At 48.6% G+C, this 15,727-nt stretch carries 16 protein-coding genes; 7 read left to right on the forward strand and 9 right to left on the reverse strand.

Annotated features, from left to right (window positions below; translation table 11 throughout):
• The first annotated feature begins 1,462 nt into the window (after nt 1-1,462).
• The 5 genes from Q0257_RS07505 to Q0257_RS07525 are packed head-to-tail and all read left to right on the forward strand — an operon-like array spanning nt 1,463 to nt 7,397.
• A complete protein-coding gene (locus Q0257_RS07505) occupies nt 1,463-3,337 on the forward strand; it encodes an ATP-binding cassette domain-containing protein (RefSeq protein WP_298023535.1) in 1,875 nt (624 codons plus the stop codon).
• Between the two features lie 43 nt (nt 3,338-3,380).
• On the forward strand, nt 3,381-3,818 hold the full coding sequence (locus Q0257_RS07510) for a hypothetical protein (RefSeq protein WP_298023537.1): 438 nt from the start codon (nt 3,381-3,383) through the stop codon (nt 3,816-3,818).
• Nucleotides 3,815-5,479 carry an ABC transporter permease gene (locus tag Q0257_RS07515; protein ID WP_298023540.1) on the forward strand — a complete coding sequence of 555 codons (1,665 nt, stop codon included), beginning with the start codon at nt 3,815-3,817 and terminating at the stop codon, nt 5,477-5,479. Before Q0257_RS07510 ends, Q0257_RS07515 begins: the two co-directional genes overlap by 4 nt.
• The gene (locus tag Q0257_RS07520) at nt 5,476-6,309 is read left to right on the forward strand and encodes a hypothetical protein (RefSeq protein ID WP_298023542.1); all 834 of its coding nucleotides are present in this window, start codon (nt 5,476-5,478) and stop codon (nt 6,307-6,309) included. Before Q0257_RS07515 ends, Q0257_RS07520 begins: the two co-directional genes overlap by 4 nt.
• The gene (locus tag Q0257_RS07525) at nt 6,306-7,397 is read left to right on the forward strand and encodes an ABC transporter permease (RefSeq protein ID WP_298023545.1); all 1,092 of its coding nucleotides are present in this window, start codon (nt 6,306-6,308) and stop codon (nt 7,395-7,397) included. The genes Q0257_RS07520 and Q0257_RS07525 overlap by 4 nt, the downstream gene beginning before the upstream one ends.
• A 261-nt stretch (nt 7,398-7,658) precedes the next feature.
• On the opposite strand, the gene Q0257_RS07530 is transcribed toward Q0257_RS07525, so the two are convergent.
• From Q0257_RS07530 to Q0257_RS07545, 4 genes are all read right to left on the reverse strand, one after another.
• A complete protein-coding gene (locus Q0257_RS07530) occupies nt 7,659-8,477 on the reverse strand; it encodes a hypothetical protein (RefSeq protein ID WP_298023548.1) in 819 nt (272 codons plus the stop codon).
• 150 nt (nt 8,478-8,627) lie between these two features.
• Entirely contained in the window at nt 8,628-9,074 is a 447-nt protein-coding gene (locus tag Q0257_RS07535; RefSeq protein WP_298023551.1) for a hypothetical protein, read from the reverse strand.
• 20 nt (nt 9,075-9,094) lie between these two features.
• A complete protein-coding gene (locus Q0257_RS07540) occupies nt 9,095-9,298 on the reverse strand; it encodes a hypothetical protein (RefSeq protein WP_298023553.1) in 204 nt (67 codons plus the stop codon).
• A 98-nt stretch (nt 9,299-9,396) separates the two neighbouring features.
• Entirely contained in the window at nt 9,397-10,092 is a 696-nt protein-coding gene (locus Q0257_RS07545) for a hypothetical protein (RefSeq protein ID WP_298023556.1), read from the reverse strand.
• A 153-nt stretch (nt 10,093-10,245) separates the two neighbouring features.
• Between Q0257_RS07545 and Q0257_RS07550 the strand changes: the two genes are divergently transcribed.
• The gene (locus Q0257_RS07550; protein ID WP_298023559.1) at nt 10,246-10,407 is read left to right on the forward strand and encodes a hypothetical protein; all 162 of its coding nucleotides are present in this window, start codon (nt 10,246-10,248) and stop codon (nt 10,405-10,407) included.
• A 181-nt stretch (nt 10,408-10,588) separates the two neighbouring features.
• On the opposite strand, the gene Q0257_RS07555 is transcribed toward Q0257_RS07550, so the two are convergent.
• On the reverse strand, nt 10,589-10,792 hold the full coding sequence (locus Q0257_RS07555) for a hypothetical protein (RefSeq protein ID WP_298023553.1): 204 nt from the start codon (nt 10,790-10,792) through the stop codon (nt 10,589-10,591).
• Nucleotides 10,793-11,114: 322 nt separating this feature from the next.
• Between Q0257_RS07555 and Q0257_RS07560 the strand changes: the two genes are divergently transcribed.
• Nucleotides 11,115-11,240 (forward strand): hypothetical protein, encoded by a 126-nt coding sequence (locus Q0257_RS07560; RefSeq protein ID WP_298023562.1) that lies wholly within the window; start codon nt 11,115-11,117, stop codon nt 11,238-11,240.
• A gap of 59 nt (nt 11,241-11,299) precedes the next feature.
• Here the strand turns inward: Q0257_RS07560 and Q0257_RS07565 are convergent, their stop codons facing one another.
• From Q0257_RS07565 to Q0257_RS07580, 4 genes are all read right to left on the reverse strand, one after another.
• Complete coding sequence (locus Q0257_RS07565) at nt 11,300-12,064, reverse strand: ABC transporter ATP-binding protein (protein ID WP_298023565.1); 765 nt, start codon at nt 12,062-12,064, stop codon at nt 11,300-11,302.
• Nucleotides 12,048-13,028: an iron ABC transporter permease gene (locus Q0257_RS07570; RefSeq protein ID WP_298023568.1), complete on the reverse strand. Its 981-nt coding sequence runs from the start codon at nt 13,026-13,028 to the stop codon at nt 12,048-12,050. The genes Q0257_RS07565 and Q0257_RS07570 overlap by 17 nt, the downstream gene beginning before the upstream one ends.
• Nucleotides 13,028-14,074: an ABC transporter substrate-binding protein gene (locus tag Q0257_RS07575; protein ID WP_297947917.1), complete on the reverse strand. Its 1,047-nt coding sequence runs from the start codon at nt 14,072-14,074 to the stop codon at nt 13,028-13,030. The genes Q0257_RS07570 and Q0257_RS07575 overlap by 1 nt, the downstream gene beginning before the upstream one ends.
• Nucleotides 14,075-14,322: 248 nt before the next feature.
• Nucleotides 14,323-15,090 (reverse strand): hypothetical protein, encoded by a 768-nt coding sequence (locus tag Q0257_RS07580; protein ID WP_298023571.1) that lies wholly within the window; start codon nt 15,088-15,090, stop codon nt 14,323-14,325.
• Nucleotides 15,091-15,727: the final 637 nt, after the last annotated feature.

Genomic DNA, 15,727 nt, shown 5'->3' on the forward strand with positions numbered 1-15,727 from the left:
TACCGTGAACTAAATTTTATCGCGGCGATTGTCTAGAGCCATTCAGAACGGCGAGTCGGAATTTATAGCTCTCCGCTAGCGATAAAATTTTATGCGGTATGAGCCTGCCGCGCTTTGATGCGCGAAAATTCTAACGCTGCGGCAAGTGAAATTTAAGAGAGCTCCGCTCGTAGACGGCGAGTAAAATTTAAATGGTTCAAGTTGCTACGGCGCGGAATTTACGAGTTATTTTTGCGGCGCTTGCAGGCGAAATTTGGATAGCCAAGCTTGCCGAGCGGTAAATTTTACGTAATATCGCGCGAGCCGTGCGTACGGCGTGGGCCTGATGAAATTTTAAAAGCGCGCTTTGAGGTAAAATTTAAACGGCGCCTGTTCGGCAGAGAGTAGGGCGATGAAATTGAGCCGCTCCTAAAATACATCGTCTCGGCGGCGATAAAATGTTGCGCGCTTAGAACGAGGTCGTACAAAGGCGAAAGGCGGCGTAAATTTTATCGCGAGAGTTTTTGCGCGAGCAGGCAGGGCTTTGGATAAAAGATCGGAATTTTGCAGCGCGGCGAGTAAAATTTTGCCGAAAGATTTGGCGCAAAGCAGCGCGAATTAAATTTTAAAATTTGCGGCTCAGCAGCGAGGTAAAAGCAGGGCGGTAGAGCGGCAGCGGGCTTTGTTTCTAGCAGGCGTTTTGCGATAAACGAACGGCGATTGAACCGAGCACGGACGGCAGTAAAATTCGCTACGAAACAAGCGGCGCGATTAAATGCCGATTGCGAGCGGCGGTAAATTTTACCTCAAAGGACGCGGTAGCTGAAGTCGCACTATGTAAAGAAAGCCGAAACTAGGTATAAAATTTCGCCAAAAGGTGCGGCGGCGATAAAATTTCACCGCAAGAGGGCGCGACGCAGATAGAGAGCTCTGCGCTCACAGCTCGCCGGGTGTTTGAAACTCGCTTTTGTTTGCGTTTTGAAGCGAATTTATCGCGGATACTCACGGATCGCTTCATGTTTTGGAGACTGCCCCGTTCATGCGCGTTGTGTGCGCATCGTTAGCGGCGCGGCTAGCCGATGCGATATGCACGCGCTCAAGACGGATCGGGCGGCGCGCGGAATATTCGGCGCGAGCCGTAAGCAACGCCGATCGTGCGGGCACTCGAATTCGAGCGGGCGATTGCAGGGCGCCCCGGCGCGATAGAGCTTGGTTTTACGCGCTTGCGGTAAGTTGCGTCGAATTTATGCGAGGTTTGGGCGAAATCGTTCGGCGTTCGTCGCGAAATTTAAAGCGCGCAGCGGTTGTAAAACCAAGATGCCGCAGCTGTCACAAAACTAAGACGCCGTAGCGGTCGCAAAACTAAGACGTCTTTGCGGCTGTAGAAGCAAGGCGTCGCGATAAAGAGCGTCCTTTTGGGCGTGCGTAGGTCCCGTTCGTCGCGCCAAGCGACGGGGCGAGTAAATAAAATTTGGAGCTAGGCTTGGATCTACTAAATATTGTAAATTTAAAGAAATTTTATCTGCGAGAGGATCGCAGCAAAAACGTCGTTTTTGAAAATTTTGATCTGCGAATTGGCGACGCGCCGCGGCTCATCAGCCTCACGGGCCCCGACGGCGCGGGCAAATCCACGCTTTTAAAGCTCATTTGCGGCATCATCGCGCCCGATTGCGGCGAGATAAAATTTGCTGGCTTCGTCCCGAGCGGCGAAAATAAAGAATTCGTCCGCGCAAACGGCTATATGTCGCAGAGTCTGGGGCTTTACGAGGAGCTTAGCGTCTGGCAAAATTTAAACATCTTCGCAGGCCTAAAAGGGCTTGATCTAAAAGACGGCGAGGAGTATCTGCGCGGGCTTTTGCGCCGCGTGGGGCTTTTGAAATTTAAAGATTACGCCGTGGATTCGCTCTCCGGCGGGATGAAGCAAAAGCTCGGCGTCGCCTGCGCGATTGCAGCTCGTCCGCGGCTTTTGGTGCTAGATGAGCCCACAGTCGGCGTCGATCCGCTCTCGCGCAGCGAGCTGTGGGCGATCGTGCGCGAGTATCTGGATCAAAGCGGCGCGAAATGCATATTTTCGACGGCGTATTTCGACGAGGCGGCGGATGCCGATCTGACGCTGATCTTACTCGGCGGCAAGATCATAGCGCAGGAGCGCGCCGCAAAGATCACCGCGGCGCTGCGGGATCGCACCTTTCGCATCGACGGCGAGGATTATCAGAGCCTGGCGCGCCGCTTGATGTTTAAGACGCAAAGATTTTTAAAAAACTCCCCGCTCATCGACATCTGCCCCAGAGACGGCAGCGTCGATCTGCTAAGCGATGAGCCGATAAGCCTGCGCGATCTGCAAGAGTTTTTAAACGCGAGCCTAGAGGGTGATGGCGAAAATACAGAGCGCGAAAACGGGAGCGGCGAAAATTTTAAAATTTCAAATGAAAACGAGGGCGTTAAATTTAGTGAAAGCGGAGATGTCAAATTTAATGAAAACGGAAGCGCTAAATTTAAACTGAGCCCGCGCGAGGCGAGCCTGGAGGATGCGTATATTTTTTTAAATAAAGCGGAGATCGGCGCGGCAAACTTCGGCTACGAAAAAAGGAGCTTCGATGCGGCTCAAACCGTCATCAAAGTGCGCGACGTGAGTAAAAAATTCGGCTCATTTACCGCCGTGGAAAATACGAGTTTCGAGGTCAAAAAGGGCGAGATTTTCGGCCTTCTGGGCCCAAACGGCGCGGGCAAGACGACGACCTTTCGTATGATCTGCGCGCTTTTGGGGATGAGCGGAGGCGAGATCTCGGTCATGGGCGAGGATCTGCGCTACGCCAAATCATCGATCAGATCGCGCATCGGCTACGTCTCGCAGAAATTTTCGCTTTATAAAAAGCTAAGCTGCTATCAAAATTTAGAGTATTTCGGCCGCAGCTACGGCATCGGCGGAGCAGCGCTGAAACGGCGTATAGAGGAGCTTTTGAGCGAGTTTGGCTTGCAGCGGCTGCGAAACGAGACGTGGCAGAACCTGCCCTTTGGCGCGGGGCGCAACCTCAGCATGGCGTGCGCGCTCATCCACCGCCCCGAGATTTTGTTTCTCGACGAGGCCACCAGCGGCGCCGATCCGCTCTCGCGCAGGCTCTTTTGGAACCGCATAAATGCGCTGGCGCGCACCGGCGTGAGCGTGGTCGTGACGACGCATTTTATGGAGGAGGCGGAGTATTGCGATCGGTTTTTGATCCAAGATCGCGGCAAAATCCTGGCGCTAGGCAGCCCCGACGAGGTCTGCGTGCAGCACGGGCGGCGGCTTAGCGTGCAGCAGGCCTTCATAAACGAGGTGCAAAAATTTAGAAGCGAGGCGGGCGATAAGGGCTTTTGATCTAAATTTTGCGCGAGCGGCGAAGATTTTTGATCCGAATTTTATGCGGACTTGGCGAAAAGCTGCACACCCGCGCGATAAAATTCCAAGCGGCGAAAGGCTCTTGCGGGGCGATGAAATTTTAAACGGCGGCGGAATTTTGAGCGACCGAGCTTTGAACATCGGTAAAATTCTAAGCGACAGCGGGATTTTTAGCAGCGGCGAAATTTGGAGCGATAGTAAAATTTTAAATGGCAGTGAAATTTTAAGAGATTGCGAAATTTCAAGCGGTAGTGGAATTTTGAATGAGATGTCGCGCAGCGGGACACGGCGCGGATTTTTTAGATGGATACTGCGCGAGCTCCGCGCCGAAGCGAGCCCGCTTCGTCTGCGCCGTAAATTTCAAAGCGCGGTAGTCGCCGAATTTGCGCGATTTAAATTCCAAAGCTTATCGCGAGCGGCGCAGTTTCGCAAAATCCGAGCACAGGGGCAGGGCGGATGAACTTTACCTTTTTAAAAATCCTCGTAAAAAAGGAGTTCGCGCAGATCGCAAAGGACCGATCGGCGCTCGTGATCGCGTTTTTGATGCCGCTAATTTTGGTCGTGATCTACGGATACGCGATGCGGATGGACATAAAGCCCGTCAAGGTGGGCTTCGTAAGCGATCTGAGCTCCAAAATCGAGCGGGATCTACTCGGCGGATTTTTGGGCTCAAAATACCTGCAAACCCGCGTCTATACGGATTTAGAGAGCGCGAGGAGAGATTTTAAGGCGCACGAGATCGAGAGCATTTTGTATTTTGATCCGCGCTTTGCGGCGAAATTTCAAAGCACTTTGGGCGGACTCGGCGGCGCGGGCGGCGGCGTAAATTTAAATATCTTTAGCGACGAAAGCCTCTCCATGGACGGTGCAAGCGATATCCAAAATATGAGCGGCGACGCCAATGTCCGTCCGCTTGAGGACGGCGGCGCTGGCGCTAGCACGGAGAGCGGCATAAACACCTCTGCAGGCGGTACCGGCGCAAGAGGGGAGGGCTCATACGGCAACGGCTCAGAAGCGGGCGGCAGCGGAGTAAATTCAAGCAGCGCGACCGCAAATTCTAGCGGCGGTAGTATGGGCGCGACTGCAAATTCTAGTAGCGGCGCAGGCGACATAGGCGCAAATCAAGGCAGCGTAAATTTAATAGGCGGCGCAGGCGATACGAATACAGGCCTCATCGGTGGCGCAGACGATACGAATACAGGCCTCATGGGTGGTGCGGACAATCTCCAAAATGCGAGCGGCGGCATCAATGCAAGCCCTTACGCTAGCGGCGCTGTAAATAACGGCGGCGGCACGGGCGGTGCAGGCGGCGGCGCGAGCAGCTCGAATAAAGACGGCGCCGAAATTTTCCTTATCCAAAACGCCACTCAGTCGCAGCTCGCGCTTCTTAGCTATGTTTACGTAGCAGGAGTTATCGAGCAGGTTTTGGCGCAAGATTACGGCTTTTTAAACGCAAATTTAAACGCCGCGGCAAAGCCTGTCAGCGTGAATTATCGCAGCTGGTTCAACGAAGCCAACGAATCGACGTGGTATCTCGTATCTGCCGAGTACGTGGGGATTTTAGGGCTCATCTGCCTATTTATGGTCGCGGTCGTGATCTCGCGCGAATGGGACCGCGGCACGATCGCCTCGCTTTACAACTCCAACGCAAGCGCGCTTGAGATCGTCACTGCCAAGGTCGGCGCGTATTATTTCCTAGCGCTTTTGGGCGGCGCGATGACGCTCGTTTACGGGCAGGTGCTTTTGGGCATCCCGATCCGCGGCAGCGTGGCGATGCTGCTGGCGACGCTTTGCGTCTTCGTGCTGGAGATGACCTGCCTAGGCATGCTGATCTCGGCGATCTGCAAAAATCAATTCCTAGCGCAGGAATACGCCATCGTCATCGGCTATCTGCCCGTGACGCTGCTTAGCGGCATGATATTCGATCTGCGCGGACTGCCCGCGGCGGTCAACTTCATCGGGCACCTGCTGCCGCCCACATACGCGGTCGAGTCCTTTCGCATCTGCTTCCTATCGGGCGGACAGAGCGCGACGCTGTGGGTAAACCTCGCCATTCAGGCGCTCGGAGCGGTTTTGTTTTTCGGCCTGTGCGTGCTTAGCGTAAAAAGGGGCGCACGATGAAATTTTTAAAATTTCTAGACGCGAGGAGCTTTGGCTTGCAGGCGGCGGAGTGTAGATTTGAAATTTCAAAATTTCTCGGCGCGAGGCGCTTTAGCTTGCGGGCGACGACGAGGTTTTTAAATTTTACGCCAGCGTCGCACAATGGATTTAGAATTTTAAAATTTACATCCAAACTGAGAGGCGGATCTGAAATTTTAAAATTTACGCCTAAGCTTCGTAATCGGTTTGGAATTTTAAAATTTACGCTTGCTTTAGCGCGTCTTGCGGACACAGCGCAAAATTTTATATCGCAGCGTGGATTTAAAATTTTAAAGCTTGTTTGCGAGCCGCTACGTGCTCCGCGTCGTATTTTGCCGAGAGCAGATAAAGCCGAAGCGTGGCACGGATGCGACATAGCAGAAAAACGGCGCGCGGTTAAACTTACTTATGCGGGCGGATATTTGAATTCTGCGCGGCGCTACATAGCGCGATTTTGTAGCGCAGCTGCACGGTACGGCTACAAAGTAGGGCGCGAAGAAAAATTTAGTAAATTTGACTTCACAAACGCGCTTTTAAATTTCATCTCCTTGCCGCCGCGTAAATTTAAATCTGCGTTTTTGAAATTTTCACCCGCGCCGTCGCGCAATGGATTTGAAATTTTGAAATTTGTGCCCGAGCTGAGCGACGGATTTGAAATTTTAAAATTTACGCTCGAGCCGTGCAAATTTAAATCGACGCCCGCGGTGCGTTTAAATTTCGCTTTAAATTCCATTCCACCCGCCAGCGCCTCTAAATTTGAAAATGGCGTTAAATTTAAAGGCGCCGCTAAATTTGAAAGGAGTGCGCGATGAACGCTCTGCGAAAATCCCTGCTTCGAATTCGCGCGCTGATAAAAAAGGAATTTTTGGCGATGTTTCGCGACAAGGGCACGCGCATGGTGCTGATCGTGCCGGTGCTGGTGCAGGCGATCATATTCGGCTATGGCGCGAATTTCACCCCCGAGCAGGTGCGCTACGCGATTTTGGACGACGCCCGCGATGCGACGTCCACCGCGCTGGTGCAGAGCATCGCCGCTACGCCGATGTTTAAGACCGAACTTGGCTGCAAAGACCTAACCTGCCTGCGCCGCGCGGTAAGCGAGGGCGAGGCGATCATCGGGATCTATTTTGGCAGCGATTTTAAGGATACGCATGAGCTTTTGATCATCGCGGATTCGCGCAATACGACCTTGGCAAACACCGTCATCGGCTTCGTGCAGGCCATAGCGGGGGAATACAACGCGCAGCATTTTGTTAATTTAATCAGCATAAATCCGCGCTATGTTTTTAACGAAAACACGATCACGCGCTACACGATCATGACGGGGATGATTTTGGGGCTTTCGATGATTCAGGTGCTGATGCTATCTGCGTTTAGCGTCTCCCGCGAGCGCGAGGAGGGGAGCTTCGATATGATGCTGATGACGCCCGCGAACCCGCTTGAGATGCTGATCGGCAAAGCCGTGCCGCCCGTGCTGATCGCGATCGCGCAGGGGCTCGCGCTGTTTTTGATCTGCGTATTTTACTTCGAAATTCCGTTTCGAGGGCGCTTTGCGGATCTTTTTGCGATCATCGCGATCTTTAGCGCCTGCAACGTAGGCATCGGCCTCGTGATCTCGACCGTCTGCAAGACCTCGCTACAATCGGTCGTGAGCTCGTTTTTGTTCCTGCTGCCGTGCATTATGATAAGCGGGCTGATAACGCCTGCGGACGCGATGCCGCGGTGGTTTTACTACATCGCGCACCTCGATCCGATGTATTATGCCAACAACTGCATGTGGCGGATCTATCTGGAGGGCGCGGGCCTGGGCGAGCTGTGGCATCTCATCGTGCCGCTGCTGCTGATCGGGCTTGGTACGTTGAGCTTTGCCGCGTCGCTTTTTAGAAATAAGCTGGATTAGGGATTTAGATCGGAATTTTAGAATTTCAGCTGGAATTTTGGCTTGGATTTTGCTTCGTCGGAATTTTTGGATTGAACCTCTGCTTAAAATTTTAAATTGATCGCGGAATTTCAGCTTGGAATTTTGCCCTAAATTTTGCGCGTTCGTAGCGGATAAAATTAAATCAAAATTCCGTGTTTCCGCCCGATGCGCCGCGCGTCGCGATAAAATTCCGCGCCTTAAATTTTAAAAATTTTACGAAATTCCGTATTGCGAGTAGAGTTAGAATTTAAATCCGGGGTTGCCTGGGCGTCTTGCGGCGGTCGTATCATCTGCGCTCACTGCTGAAGCAGGCATTTTTGCGGTATCTGCGCTCGCTGCTGAAGCGGTCTTTTTCGCATCGTCCGCGTCCGATTTCTTAAAAGCGGCGAGTTTACTGTAAATGCTCGGTTTTTCGCCGTCCGCGCCTAGCTTGGCGCCGTCAAGCTCGCTAGAATTTTCCGCGCCGCATAACCTTGCGGGGTTGAATTTTATCCACGCTATGATTAGCAAAATCCCCGAAAACGCCGTTACCAGCGACGCTGCGATTAGATACGGCAGCGCGAGGATTACGCCTATTTTAGCTAGCGCGCCCGATACCGCTTCGCAGGGCCACGCCACGGACACCACTATGCCGTAGATTTTAAATAAATCCACGCCGCTAAGTGTGGCTAGGCGGCAGTTTAATACGCCCCAGATTATCACCGCTGCGCACGTCGAAAGGACGTAGAGCAGGGTGTAGAGTAGATCGAGCATCGCGCCCTCTTTTAGCGCTACTACCATGGCGCAGTAGCACAAAATCGCGACGATCGGGATACTTTCTATCAGCCTATAGGTCTTAACGAAGCGCACGCCTAGTGCCTTTTCTAGGCAAACGAAGCAGTCGTAAAATATCGCTAATGTCGCTAGCAGCGCTAAAACTCTAAAAATCGCGACCGCGTCCTCGTCTATGCTGCTTACGCCCACCGTGCCGCTTATGCCGATGCCTAGCAAAATCACGGCACCTAAAACTCCGCGGAATTTCGCCTTGCGAAGCAGATCTTGCTTTGAAATTTCTTTCATTTTTATCCTTTGAATTTTCTAAATTTACGTGCTATCTTACGGCTTTACTGCTGCGGCGGCGCGCTTGACATTGCTATAACAGCGCGACTTGGACGGTTGCGGTTTAGACTTGCAAAAGGCGTGGTCGCCGCAAAACGAAAGCACTTCGGCTTAGGCGAGCTTTTCTATCTTGCTCCAAGCTAGCAGGTGCACGATGCTAGTTATCACAAGAGCGATGAACGGCAAAAATTCCTTTAATGATGTAATGACTAAAGCCACAACCGAATCGTCAGTTTGCGGCTTGGAGTTAGCCAAACCGAAGGGCCCCGCGCCGCACAGTATATTTAGCGCTAAAAACCCCACGCAGAGCCATACATAGGTGCGAAAGGCGCTCACGCCGCTTACTCGCGCCAAAGAGAAATTTATGCGAAGCCACGCTACGATTATGTAGATTGCGGCTGCGGGCACCGCTAAATTCCATATTGTCTCTCCTGTTGTCTCTCTAACCATCTCTTCTCTACAAGAACTTATCGGATGAAATAATGAAAACACCGCGAGGCAGATGAAAACAATTATGCAGTTGCGGTAAAGCGCCGCCGCTTTTATGCCGCTAAGCATTGAAATTTTGCGGAGCGCTCTTAGCCTGAAAAATACCGAAACACAAAAAATAGCAAAAAAATTCCGCCAGTGATATAGGTAGCCGTCTTGTTGGTGCTAAGCCCTAGCATATTGTTCTTAGCAATATCTAGCGCAACTAAAGTCGCAGGCACCGCCGCTAAAAATAGATCAATGCCGGTGCTGATCATCCCCTCTTTTCTTGCCTGAGATACGAGATCTTGCATACATAAGCCTTTTTGAAATTTATCCAGAAGTGTAAAACGCTAATCAAACCGAAAAGAGCGAAATTTTATCGTGACAAGAGGTTTATGAAATTTAAAATTTAAACCTCCGCGCTTATATTTTCTATCTTGCTCCAAGCTAGCAGGTGCACGATGCCAGTTATTATTAGAGCGGCAAACGGCAGGAGCATTTTAAGCATTACGACGGCAATAGCCAAAGCTGAAACCTGCTCGGTCCGTGGCTCGGAAATGGCTATAGCAATAATCGCTGCATTGCATAGTATATTTAACACGAAAAGTCCCACGCAGAGCCACACATAATTCCGAAAGGTACTCACGCCGCTTACGCGCGCAAGCGAAAAATTTATGCGAAACCATGCGACGATTATGTAAATAACGCCTGCGAAAAGCGCTAGTCCAAATATCGCCGCAAATGGATTATCACTCTGCCCGCCGTCTGCGTCAGGCTCTCTCGGATAAAGGTAATTGAGCACGAGCGCTAGCGCAAAAAAGCAGACGCAGATCATCACGCAGTTGCGATAAAGCGCCGCTGCTTTTATGCCGCTAAGCGCTGAAATTTTTCGGAGTGCCTGCAATCTGAAAAATACTGAAACACAAATAAAAGCGATCAAAATTCCGCTAGCGATATAATTTATCATCTCGTCGTCAAGGCGCCATGGTTCGCTGAAAGAGACATAGCCTACTACGATAAAAACCGCGGGTAATGCCGCCAAAAACAGATCGATGCCGGTGCTGATCATCCCCTCTTTTCTTGCCTGAGATACAATGAATTGCATATATAAACCCTTTTTAAAAATTTGACCCGAAGTATATATAAACAAACATAAAACACGGATTAAATCGCAAAAATCGGAATTCTATCGCGACAAGATATTTGCGAAATTTTAAACGTTTACGCTTATCTTTTCTATCTTGCTCCAGGCTAGCAGATGCACGATGCTAGTTATTGTGAGGGTTATGGGGATATCAAATGGTATAGTGCATTTAATGGAAAAAAGATGACGCAGAACCACACATATGTCTCAAAGATCCCCACGCCGCTTACGCGCGCTAGAGCAAAATTTATGCAAAACCACGCTACGGCTATGTAAATTGCGCCTGCAAACGCTATCAAAATGCACAATATCATTGCCAAATGCTTGTATGAGATCGATAAAGGAATCTATAAAAAGATGCTTGTTATGGCAATGACACAGATGCAGACAATTATGCAGTTGCGGTAAAGCGCCGCCGCTTTTATGCCGCTAAGCATTGAAATTTTGCGGAGCGCTCTTAGCCTGAAAAATACCGAAACACAAAAAATAGCAAAAAAATTCCGCCAGTGATATAGGTAGCCGTCTTGTTGGTGCTAAGCCCTAGCATATTGTTCTTAGCAATATCTAGCGCAACTAAAGTCGCAGGCACCGCCGCTAAAAATAGATCAATGCCGGTGCTGATCATCCCCTCTTTTCTTGCCTGAGATACGAGATCTTGCATATTAAGCCTTTTTAAAATTTATCTCGAAGTATACATAAATCGATGTAAAGCAGGAATTAAACAGCTAAATTTAAAATTTTAAAATTTCGTCGTGGCAAGCTTGTAAACTGCGGAATTTCAGGAATTCTACCAGAGCGAGAATAAAATTTCGCCGCGGGATTTAAAACGGAATTCCATCTATGGATTTGCGGGGCAGAATTCCGCGGCGGAATTTCAGATCTCAAGCGCGGCATACTTTCATCGCATGTTTTGCAAACCGGCAAGCCGCAGGTAGAATTCCGCTATGAGATTTCTGCTCGGAATTCTGCGGTAAAATTCCACTATGGAATTTAGACTGGAATTCCAAAGCAAAAACCTCGATATAAAATTTAATCAGAATTCCAAGACGGCATTTCAAGACAAAATTCTACGATTTAAATTTAGATCAAAACAAAATCCCGCGATTTAAAATTTCGCGCCGATTGATGAGTTGCTTTGTCGCGCCGATCGCTTATAACCCTTGCCGCGCTACCTCACCTGTGCGCTGAAAATTTGCGTGATGCTGCTTATCTGCTCGCCCTCTATGTCAAATTTCGCCGTTTTGATCTGTACGCCGTAGAGCGAGCTAAGCGCGGCTTCGGTTAAAATTTCGTTGCTTGCGCCGTAGTTGTAGCTAAGATCATTTCGCAAGATCAGTGTGCGATCGGCGACAGCTAGGGCGTGGTTAGGCTGGTGAGTGGTAAAAACTATGCTCGCATCGCTATTTGAGCGTAGATTTGCGATGAGGCTTAGCACGCGGTCTTGGTTTTTGATATCAAGCGCGCTAGCGGGCTCGTCCAAAAACAGCACATCGCTACCGCTAGCTAGGGCTCTAGCAAAGAGCACGAGCTGCCTCTGCCCGCCGCTAAGGGCGTTAAAGCTGCGCTTTTGAAGATGGGCGACGCCTAGCGTATCCAAAGCGTCAAGGCAGATTTGAATATCCTTTTTGCCCGGTTTTGAAAAGAGCGAGATCTCGCGTACCCGCCCCATCAGTACGATGTCAAGCACGCTGTAATCAAACGCGACGTTAAAGCTCTGCGGCAAAAAAGCAAATTTTGCCTTGCGCACGATCTCGCCTTCTTTAGGCTGCAAAATCCCCATCATACACGACATTAGCGTACTTTTGCCTTGCCCGTTTAAGCCCAAAATCGCTAATGTTTGAGAGCTGGCAAGCTCGAAGCTTAAGTTGCGAAAGCAGAATTTTTCCGCCTCGTAGTAAAAGCCAGCATTTTTTACCTCAATTAGATTTTGCATTTTTGGCACTCCTTTTTAGAAGTAGGGCAAAGATCGGGCTTCCGATGAGAGCGGATAGAATTCCTAAAGGAATTTCGGCGCTACTTAGCGAGCGAGATAGATCGTCGATTGCCAGCATAAAGATCGCTCCTGCGATGAAGCAGGCAGGCATTAGCTTCACGTGATCGCTGCCCGCGATAAGCCTGGTGGCGTGCGGCACCACAAGACCTACCCAGCCGATATTTCCGCTGACGCTAACTTGTACGGCGATCAGAGCGGTGCAAAGCGCTAGGATCGTGCAGCGCAGAAATTTAACGTCCACGCCTAGCACGCGCAAATCATCATCATTTAGGCTGAGTAGATTAAACCGCCATCTCAGCGCGATTAATACTGCAGAAGCGGGCAGGGCGATCGCGCACATCAAAATTACCTTATCGTATCCTGCGCTTACGAAGCTTCCCAGTAGCCAAAAGACGATATTAGGCAGCACTTCCTCATCGTCTGCCAGATACTGCACCAAGCTCGTAAGTGCGGCAAATACGCCGTTAATGACTATACCTGCTAAAATGAGTGAGAAAATATCAGCGCGTGCTACGAATTTTGCCAAAAGATAGAGTAAAAATAGCGCCGCAAGCCCAAAGCAAAATGCAAAACCCGCAAGCCATAAGCCGCTCAATCCTAGCAAGATACAAAGCGCGCCGCCGAATGCCGCCGCGGTACTCACGCCTACGATGTGCGGGCCAACGAGTGGGTTTTTAAATACCGCTTGCAAGCTCAAACCCGCGATAGCAAGCGCTCCACCGCAAAGGCTGGAGAGTAGAATGCGCGGAATTCTAACATCCATCATCACACTTTTGGCGGCTTCATCGCCGCCTCCGCTAAAGAGAATTTTAAAAATTTCTTCTAGCGGGATATGAAACTGCCCACTAGCGAGCGAGATTAGCGCCAGCACTACCCAAAAAAGAAGCAGGATCACGTTTAGCATTATTTTTGATATTTGACGCGGTAAAATTTCTCGTAGAATTCCTCTACTTTTTTATCAAAGTTTGCGTCCTTAAAATTTTGCGGATAAAGTTTCATCGCAAGCCATTCCTCGCCAAGCGCCATTGCTTCGGCAGTCGGATGACCCCATGCTTTAACGAATTCGGGCATTAGATAAATTCTATCCTCTTTCACGGCGCTAAGACCTTTTAGCGCAGGGTTTGCCTTAAGTTCGGCAGGTACTTGAGGATAGCGGTTTTGCACTAAGATAATCTGCGGATTCCATGCTAAAATTTGCTCCGGCGAAACCTGCTTGTAGCCCTTTATATCTGCAGCGGCGACGTTCGTCGCACCCGCTCTTGCTAACATTACGCCAGTATATTTGCCGCTACCGTAGGTCGTAAGATCAGGATTTGCCATATAAACTCTAGGTCTTTTATCTACGATAAAATTGCTAAATTTGGCATTTAAGTCAGCTTGCGATTTTTTAACGAAATCTATTAGTTCAGCGGCATCCTTTTCGTGATTGCTTAGTTCGCCTAGAATTTTAACCCCCTCGTAAAAGCCCTCATCGTAAGCAGCGAAGCTATCGCGCTCATCTTTAAAGGTCGGATTTAGCTTAGCTTTTTCCTCTTGTGCAGAGCTGAAAAATGAAATACCTACGACTGGGATTTTCAACTCCTCCATTTTAGCGATATATTCTTTAGGGAAGTAGTTGACCACTACGACCGCATCGGGCTTTAGACTAAGCAGAGCTTCGTAATTGACATCTTTGATATCGCCCGGATTAGGTAGGTTTTTAAAACTCGGTGCCAAACGATTATACTCTTTGCCTAGGCGCTGCTCCCAGCTTTTTAGGATGCCTACGACCTTATCTTGGGCGTTGATTTCGTTTAAGACATTGAGCGCTTCGTGGTGTAGCACGACGATACGATTTACTTGATCCGGGATCGTGACCTTGCGACCGAGCTGATCGGTAATCGTGCGATCTGCAAAAGCCGGGCCAGCGCAAAGCACTGTACCAAGAAGGATTGAGTGAAGTTTAAGCATTTTTTCTCCTTGAAAATTCCGCAAAATATGCGGGGTTAGAATAGCGGAATTATAGCTGATCGACATAAAATCCAGATAAATTTTTATATAAATTTCATTTTGTCGTGGGGGGGGGGGATTTCAGATGCTTTCGTAGGGCAGAATTTTGTGATTTTACGCAGAATTTTGCTAGTAAAAATTTTTGCCCTTCTTCTCTAGGCTAACCGGATACTGCCCGATACCCAGCGAAACCGATTGGATTTTATGATCTATTTTGCTGGCGTCGTCCATAAGTTTTTATTCCAAAGCTCCGCGCCTGAAATTCCTTTAATCCTAATCCAAGCGATAAGTTCTAAAATTTCATATAAAAGGATTACCGCGAGTACCATGTACGCTGCAGTTGCACTACTCATTTCTGGCAGTTTAATAAACGAATTGATGATTTCTACAAGCACTAAACATATAAAATATAACCACGCGTAAGCATAAAAAATTTTACTCTTAGTGGCTTCTCCTAAGTAGCAATATACTATTGCCGGTGCTATGGTGCCGATAATCTTAAACGCTGTAATCGTTACATACCAAATGGTAACAAATTGCGTCTCTTTAATTTCCATAGAGTGATTAAGTCCTATAGCCATAGCCGCTAAAATGCAATAGAATGCCTCCACGAAAGAACCGCCTTGCTCGTGTAAGGTATAATCTAGAGTCTCCAAGCTCACAATATTATTATTCATAGAGTATGGTAAAGGCGAAATAAATACGATAGTCCAAAGCACTCGGGCGATAAAGTTAATTAAATACGCCCTAAAGACCTTACTATCGGAGATATCAGAGATCATTTTGGTCGCGGAGAGCTTAAAGACCATCGAAGTAAAAATCACGGCGACGATTGCGGCTGCGGCGGCAAAAAATCCTCTCATCGTAATATCGTGCAAAAACTCGCAACAAGCCCAAATGATCAGGTAGCAGCAGATCGATAAAACCCTAGAGGTTATGCCGCGGAATTTTATGGCGTCTAAAGTGTTGCGATTCATTTTTTGCCTTTGGATTTTTAAAATTTTATGGCGGATTATACTTGCGGGGTCTGAAATTTAGATAAATTTAGAACTGCCCGCGTTGCTGAATTTTAAAATTTCGCGTCGATTTTAGAATTTTGCGACATTTAGACGCCGGTTTTTAAAGGACGTGTAGTGCAGAGATTAAATACAGCGCGCATAAAAAAGGTGTGGCGATCAAATAAATTCCTGCTTGTTGATAGCTCAAAAAGCCGCGCAGAGGGGAGGGCGCGTGCGGAGTTTAACAAGAAATTTAATCCGTGCAGATTTGTAGATTTGTCATAAAGGCCGTAGCTCTCAAAGGGCAAATTTAACAATCTGCGGGCGGATGCAAAACAGAGCGTAATAAAAATTGTAGTGCGAAGTAGTTTTAAAATTTTAATGCAACAAGCGGATTGGTTAATCAACAAACCATATAGAAAACTCGCATTGACAAATCGATAAACTTATATATGTGACAAACAATGATGAAAGACACTGCTATCCCCATAATATTAGTTATTTTATATTGAAAACTATAATTTTCAATTAAAAATTCAATACAAAATTCACGTATAATTCTATGAATAATTTCATGTATTTTGACGCATTTGGTGTTTTTATCAATGGTTTTTAT

Source organism: uncultured Campylobacter sp., assembly GCF_938018035.1.
In the GTDB taxonomy this organism is placed as follows: Bacteria; Campylobacterota; Campylobacteria; order Campylobacterales; family Campylobacteraceae; genus Campylobacter_B.

Coding starts and splice junctions, on each gene's coding strand:
- Q0257_RS07510 (WP_298023537.1), top strand. CDS start 3,381: ATGCGGACTTGGCGAAAAGCTGCACACCCGCGCGATAAAATTCCAAGC.
- Q0257_RS07515 (WP_298023540.1), top strand. CDS start 3,815: ATGAACTTTACCTTTTTAAAAATCCTCGTAAAAAAGGAGTTCGCGCAG.
- Q0257_RS07520 (WP_298023542.1), top strand. CDS start 5,476: ATGAAATTTTTAAAATTTCTAGACGCGAGGAGCTTTGGCTTGCAGGCG.
- Q0257_RS07525 (WP_298023545.1), top strand. CDS start 6,306: ATGAACGCTCTGCGAAAATCCCTGCTTCGAATTCGCGCGCTGATAAAA.
- Q0257_RS07530 (WP_298023548.1), bottom strand. CDS start 8,477: ATGAAAGAAATTTCAAAGCAAGATCTGCTTCGCAAGGCGAAATTCCGC.
- Q0257_RS07535 (WP_298023551.1), bottom strand. CDS start 9,074: ATGCTTAGCGGCATAAAAGCGGCGGCGCTTTACCGCAACTGCATAATT.
- Q0257_RS07540 (WP_298023553.1), bottom strand. CDS start 9,298: ATGCAAGATCTCGTATCTCAGGCAAGAAAAGAGGGGATGATCAGCACC.
- Q0257_RS07545 (WP_298023556.1), bottom strand. CDS start 10,092: ATGCAATTCATTGTATCTCAGGCAAGAAAAGAGGGGATGATCAGCACC.
- Q0257_RS07550 (WP_298023559.1), top strand. CDS start 10,246: ATGCACGATGCTAGTTATTGTGAGGGTTATGGGGATATCAAATGGTAT.
- Q0257_RS07555 (WP_298023553.1), bottom strand. CDS start 10,792: ATGCAAGATCTCGTATCTCAGGCAAGAAAAGAGGGGATGATCAGCACC.
- Q0257_RS07560 (WP_298023562.1), top strand. CDS start 11,115: ATGGAATTTAGACTGGAATTCCAAAGCAAAAACCTCGATATAAAATTT.
- Q0257_RS07565 (WP_298023565.1), bottom strand. CDS start 12,064: ATGCAAAATCTAATTGAGGTAAAAAATGCTGGCTTTTACTACGAGGCG.
- Q0257_RS07570 (WP_298023568.1), bottom strand. CDS start 13,028: ATGCTAAACGTGATCCTGCTTCTTTTTTGGGTAGTGCTGGCGCTAATC.
- Q0257_RS07575 (WP_297947917.1), bottom strand. CDS start 14,074: ATGCTTAAACTTCACTCAATCCTTCTTGGTACAGTGCTTTGCGCTGGC.
- Q0257_RS07580 (WP_298023571.1), bottom strand. CDS start 15,090: ATGAATCGCAACACTTTAGACGCCATAAAATTCCGCGGCATAACCTCT.